The sequence below is a fragment of the Streptomyces atriruber genome, from assembly GCF_001418325.1.
GTDB lineage: Bacteria > Actinomycetota > Actinomycetes > Streptomycetales > Streptomycetaceae > Streptomyces > Streptomyces atriruber.
Genome location: NZ_LIPN01000392.1, coordinates 1 through 5,390, shown reverse-complemented (window position 1 = coordinate 5,390; position 5,390 = coordinate 1). Strand labels below are relative to the sequence as shown.

Sequence of the window (5,390 nt, the reverse complement as noted above, 5' to 3'; positions counted from 1 at the left end):
GCGCCGGACCTCCCGCGCCCGCCCCGACCCGGCGCGCCCCGCCCCCGCGCACGCCGTGCACCAGCCGCAGAACGCCCGGCGCCCCGGGGCGCAGCCGACCCCCGGGCCCCCGGTGCGCCGCCCCGCAATGTGCCGCGCTCCCACAGGCGCCGTAAACCATCTCTGGAGGAATGATGTCGGGAACCGCCGATCTGGCAGGTGTCTACGCTGCCGTCGAGGAATCCGCCGGGCTGCTGGACGTGGCCTGCGCACGCGAGCAGGTGTGGCCCATCCTGGCCGCCTACGAAGACGTCCTGCCGGGCGCCGTGATCGCCTTCCGGGTGGCCACCAACGCACGCCACGAGGGCGAGTTCGACTGCCGCTTCACCGTCCCCGGCGGCATCGACCCGTACGCCGTCGCCGTGGACAAGGGGCTCACCACCCAGAGCGGCCACCCCATCGAGTCGCTGCTCGCCGAGGTGCAAAAGCACTGCGCCGTGGACAGCTACGGCGTCGACTTCGGCGTCCTGGGCGGCTTCAAGAAGATCTGGGTGTACTTCCCCGGCGGCCGGCACGAGACGCTGTCGCACCTGGCCGAGATCCCCTCCATGCCGCCCAGCCTGGCCGGGACCGAGTCCTTCTTCGCCCGCTACGGCCTGGCCGACCAGGTGGACCTGATCGGCATCGACTACGCCAGCCGCACGATGAACGTGTACTTCGCGGCCTCCTCCGACGTCGTCGCCCCCGAGACCGTCCTGGCGATGCACCGGGAGATCGGCCTGCCCGACCCCAGCGAGCAGATGCTCGACTTCTGCAAGAAGGCCTTCGGCGTCTACGCCACCTTGAACTGGGACTCGCAGAAGGTGGAGCGGATCGCCTACAGCGTGAAGACCGAGAACCCGCTGGAGCTCGCCGCCCGGCTCGGCTCCAAGGTCGAGCAGTTCCTCAAGACCGTCCCCTACGGCACCGACACCCCCAAGATGGTCTACGCCGCGGTCACCTCCAGCGGCGAGGAGTACTACAAGCTCCAGTCGTACTACCAGTGGCGCACCGACAGCCGGCTGAACCTTTCGTACGTCGGCGGGCGCTCTTCCTAGCCGGCACCCGCCCCACCCGTGGCGCAGCCCGGCCCGCCCGCGGCCGTCCACGGCCCTTCCCCGAGCGCCCGCCCGCAGGGCGCCGGTCCTTGTCGGCGGCCCGCGCCGGCGGAGCACACCCACATCGAAAGGGATCAGCCGCAATGACTACTGAAGCCACCCTCGCGCGCTTTCGCGAGTACATGGTCGGCCCCTCGCGGTTCATGAGCCTGCTGTCCGTCTTCGAGCTCGGCATCGTCGACGAGCTGCGCGCGGCGCCCGGCCTGACCGCGGCCGAGCTCGGCGAGGCCGTCGGCGCCAAGCCCGACGCCGTGGAGCAGCTGCTGTTCCTCATGGTCAAGGAGGGCTTCGTCGCCCAGGACGAGGACTCCGGCGGCTACCGCCTGGACGCGCTGGCCGAGGTCGCCGAGCGCGACCTCAAGCGCGCCCTCACCTACATGAACATGATCAAGGTGGTGGCGCTGCGGCAGCTCTTCTACCTCACCGACAGCGTGCGCACCGGCAAGATCGTCGGCCTCAAGGAGCTCTACGGCACCGACGAGGGCACCCTGTACGACGCGGTGGCCGACCACAGCGACCTCAACGACGCCTGGCTGACGCTGATGAACAACGTCACCGCCAACATCGACCCCTGGTTCTTCTCCAACATCGACGTGCCCGCCGGCGCCCAGGTGCTCGACGTGGCCGGCAACACCGGCCTCGGGGCGATCCACACCTACGAGCACAAGGCCTCCCCGGGGCTGAAGGTGACCACCTTCGACCTGCCGGAGAAGGAGGGCACCTGCCTGGAGAACTTCAAGAAGCACGGGGTCGCCGAGCACTGCTCCTTCATCGGCGGCAACGTCTTCGACGAGATCCCCCAGGGCTTCGACACCGTGCTGATCAAGCACTTCCTGGACATGTTCGACAAGGACGACGTCTTCACCATCCTCAACGGCGTCCACCGCTCCCTGGAGGTCGGCGGCCAGGTCCACATCATGGTGCCGGTCTATCCCGAGGACATCCGCGACACCGACAACTACAACGTCGACTTCTTCCCGGCCTTCTTCATCGGCTGCACCATGGGCCAGGGCGGCCCGCAGAAGATCTCCACCTACCAGAGCTGGCTGGAGGAGTGCGGGTTCAAGGTCACCAAGGCCATCACCAAGAACCCCGCCGAGGTGCCCAACGACGTCATCCCCGTCCAGGCCATCCTGTCCGCGACCAAGGTCGCCTGACCCGGCCGACCCGCCTGGCCTGCCTGCCCCGGCCGACCGGCCGCCGTCCGCGACGGCGGCCGGCACCGCTCCCTGCCGCACCCGCGCCAACCGGCCCATGGAGGACCCATGCCCCCAGTCACGGGGATCGAAGAGGTGTACTCGGCCATCGAGCGGTCGGCCCGGCTGGCCGGGGTGCCCTGCTCGGCCGACACGGTCCGGCCGATCCTGGCCGCGTACGCCGACGGGCTGGCCGAGGCCGGGGTCGTCTACAGCGTGTCGACCCGTCAGGACGCCCCGGTGGAACTGGACTTCACCGTCACGGTGCCCACCCGCAGCGGGGACCCGTACGCCACCGCGGTGGCGCACGGCTTCATCACCCCGGCCGGACACCCGGTCGACCGGCTGCTCGCGGACCTCCAGGACCGGTGCACCATCAGCGAGTACCTCGTCGACGGCGGCGTCGTCGGCGGCTTCAACAAGATCTACGCGCACTTCCCGCAGGACGTGCAGCCGGTGGCCAAGCTCGCCGACCTGCCCGGCATGCCGCCCGCCCTGGCCCGGAGCCTGGACCTGTTCGCCCGGCACGGCCTGAGCGAGGTCGCGATGATCGGGATCGACTATCCGCGCCGGACGGTCAACCTGTACTTCACCCGGCTCTCCGAGGAGAGCCGGGCGCCGCAGACCATCCTGTCCCTGCACCGCGAGCTCGGCCTGCCCGCCCCCGACGAGGCGATGCTGGCCTTCGCCCGGCGCTCCTTCCGGATCTACACCACGCTCAGCTGGGACTCCGCGGCCGTCGAGCGGATCTGCTACGCCCCGCCGCCCGCCCGCGGCTGGGACCCCGAGGCGCTGCCGGTGCCCGTCACCGCCCGGGTCCAGCGGTTCGTGGACGAGGCGCCGCGCGCCTACGAGGGCGAGCCCATCGTCATTGCGGCCGTGAAGTGGGCGCCCGAGGGGGAGTACCTGAACCTCGGCCCCTACTTCCAGCTCTCACCGCTGATGCGCAAGGTGATCAGCGCGGTGCACAACGGAAAACTCTGAACACAGATCCACTTGTGAATTGCCTGAGCCCGGCTTGTGCCGAGCTCAGGCAATTTCTGTGCCGCACCCGGTCCCATCCCGTTCCGGGGGGCATTCCGCATTGTTTTCACCGGTGCGTGCACCACCATGCCCTCATTAAAGTTGAACGTTACACCATGTTCATTAGTGTACCGTCGAAACGGTGTTGATTTGCTCTGTGGAATCGGGCAAGATCGCTCACGCCGACGGAGGGGATTCCCGCGTCTATCGCGGAATCCCGCCCCACTACTCACTAAACGCGAAGGGGACAACCATGTCCGAATCCGTCCCGGGTCAGGGATTCACCGACGCGGCCGAGCTGCGCCGGATCAACCGGGCCACGGTCGAGCAGTACATGCACACCCTCGGGCAGGACCGGCTGCGCCGGCACGAGCTGTTCACCGAGGACGGCCGCGGCGGACTGTGGACCACCGACACCGGATCCCCGGTGGAAACGGTCGGCCGGGACCGCCTCGGCGAGCACGCGGTGTGGTCGCTGGGCTGCTTCCCGGACTGGGAGTGGTACAACATCCAGATTTTCGAGACGCAGGACCCGAACCACTTCTGGGTGGAATGCGACGGCCGCGGGAAGATCCTCTTCGGTGATTACCCCGAGGGCTACTACGAGAACCACTTCCTGCACTCGTTCGAACTGGACAACGGGAAGATCAAGCGTAATCGCGAGTTCATGAATCCCTTCCAGCAGCTCCGTGCGCTCGGTATTCCGGTACCGGAGATCAAGCGCACCGGAATTCCCACCTGAGTATCACTTCACCGCTGGATCGGAGTACGTCATGGAAGACGTTATACGGGAGATTCGTATCCGCGGGGCTTTGCAGCAACCCGAATGGAGCGACCTTTCACAGCTGAACCGGGTGGGCGAGGCCCTGGCCTCCCGCCCGCCGCTGGTCCAGGGCGACGACCTGGCCACCCTGCGCACCCTGCTGGGCAAGGTCGCCCGGGGCGAGGCGATGGTCCTGCAGTCCGGCGACTGCGCCGAGGACCCCCAGGAATGCACGCCGAACTACGTGGCCCGCAAGGCCGCCCTGCTCGACCTGCTGGCCGGCTCGCTCGGCCTGATCACCGGCAAGCCGGTGCTGCGCGTGGGCCGCATCGCGGGCCAGTTCGCCAAGCCGCGCTCCAAGCCCACCGAGATCGTCGACGGCGTCGAACTGCCCGTCTTCCGCGGCCACATGGTCAACGGCCCCGAACCGGACGCCGAGAGCCGCCGCCCCGACCCGCTGCGGATCCTGACCGGCTACATGGCCGCCGGAGACATCCTGGAGCACCTGGGCTGGCGCGACCGGGCGGCCGGCCGCGAGGTCGTCGAGCCGCTGGTGTGGACCAGCCACGAAGCGCTGCTGCTGGACTACGAGACGCCCATGCTGCGCATGGACGACAAGGGCCGCCTGTTCCTGGGCTCCACCCACTGGCCCTGGATCGGCGAGCGCACCCGCCAGGTCGAGGGCGCCCACGTCGCGCTCCTGTCCCAGGTCAGCAACCCGGTGGCGTGCAAGGTCGGCCCCTCCATGGAACCCGAGGAACTGCTCGCGCTGTGCGAGCGGCTGGACCCCTGGCGCGACCCGGGCCGCCTCACCCTCATCGCCCGCATGGGCGCCGACAAGGTCGCCGAGAAACTGCCGCGCCTGGTGGAGGCGGTCCGCGAGGCCGGCCACCCCGCGATCTGGCTCAGCGACCCGGTGCACGGCAACACCGTCACCGCCCCCGGCGGCTACAAGACCCGCATGGTCGACACCGTCGCCCGGGAGATCACCGGATTCGCCAAGGCCGTCCAGGGCGCCGGCGGCATCGCGGGCGGCCTGCACCTGGAGACCACCCCCGACGACGTCACCGAGTGCGCGAGCAGCGAGGCCGACCTGGACCGCGTCGGAGAGCGCTACACCTCCTGCTGCGACCCGCGCCTCAACCCCGCCCAGGCCCAGACCGCCGTCAACGCCTGGCCCGCCTGACCCCACCGGCGACCGCCCGCAGCCAGCCCCGCAACAAGTTCGAGGACTCCACCATGACCGGCATACCCCCCATCAGCCCCTACCCC

The 5,390-nt window shown here is 69.3% G+C and carries 5 protein-coding genes; all 5 read left to right on the top strand.

Annotated features, from left to right (window positions below; genetic code table 11):
• Positions 1-170: 170 nt before the first annotated feature.
• The 5 genes from AOK03_RS33320 (at position 171) to AOK03_RS33300 (ending at position 5,304) form a co-directional block, all read left to right on the top strand.
• Complete coding sequence (locus tag AOK03_RS33320) at positions 171-1,076, top strand: aromatic prenyltransferase (protein WP_244177849.1); 906 nt, start codon at positions 171-173, stop codon at positions 1,074-1,076.
• Positions 1,077-1,219: 143 nt separating this feature from the next.
• Positions 1,220-2,293 (top strand): methyltransferase, encoded by a 1,074-nt coding sequence (locus tag AOK03_RS33315; RefSeq protein WP_244177848.1) that lies wholly within the window; start codon positions 1,220-1,222, stop codon positions 2,291-2,293.
• A 108-nt stretch (positions 2,294-2,401) separates the two neighbouring features.
• Positions 2,402-3,316 carry an aromatic prenyltransferase gene (locus AOK03_RS33310; protein ID WP_055569113.1) on the top strand — a complete coding sequence of 305 codons (915 nt, stop codon included), beginning with the start codon at positions 2,402-2,404 and terminating at the stop codon, positions 3,314-3,316.
• Positions 3,317-3,608: 292 nt separating this feature from the next.
• Positions 3,609-4,097 carry a PhzA/PhzB family protein gene (locus AOK03_RS33305; protein WP_055569112.1) on the top strand — a complete coding sequence of 163 codons (489 nt, stop codon included), beginning with the start codon at positions 3,609-3,611 and terminating at the stop codon, positions 4,095-4,097.
• Between the two features lie 31 nt (positions 4,098-4,128).
• The gene (locus tag AOK03_RS33300) at positions 4,129-5,304 is read left to right on the top strand and encodes a 3-deoxy-7-phosphoheptulonate synthase (protein WP_055569111.1); all 1,176 of its coding nucleotides are present in this window, start codon (positions 4,129-4,131) and stop codon (positions 5,302-5,304) included.
• Positions 5,305-5,390 lie beyond the last annotated feature (86 nt).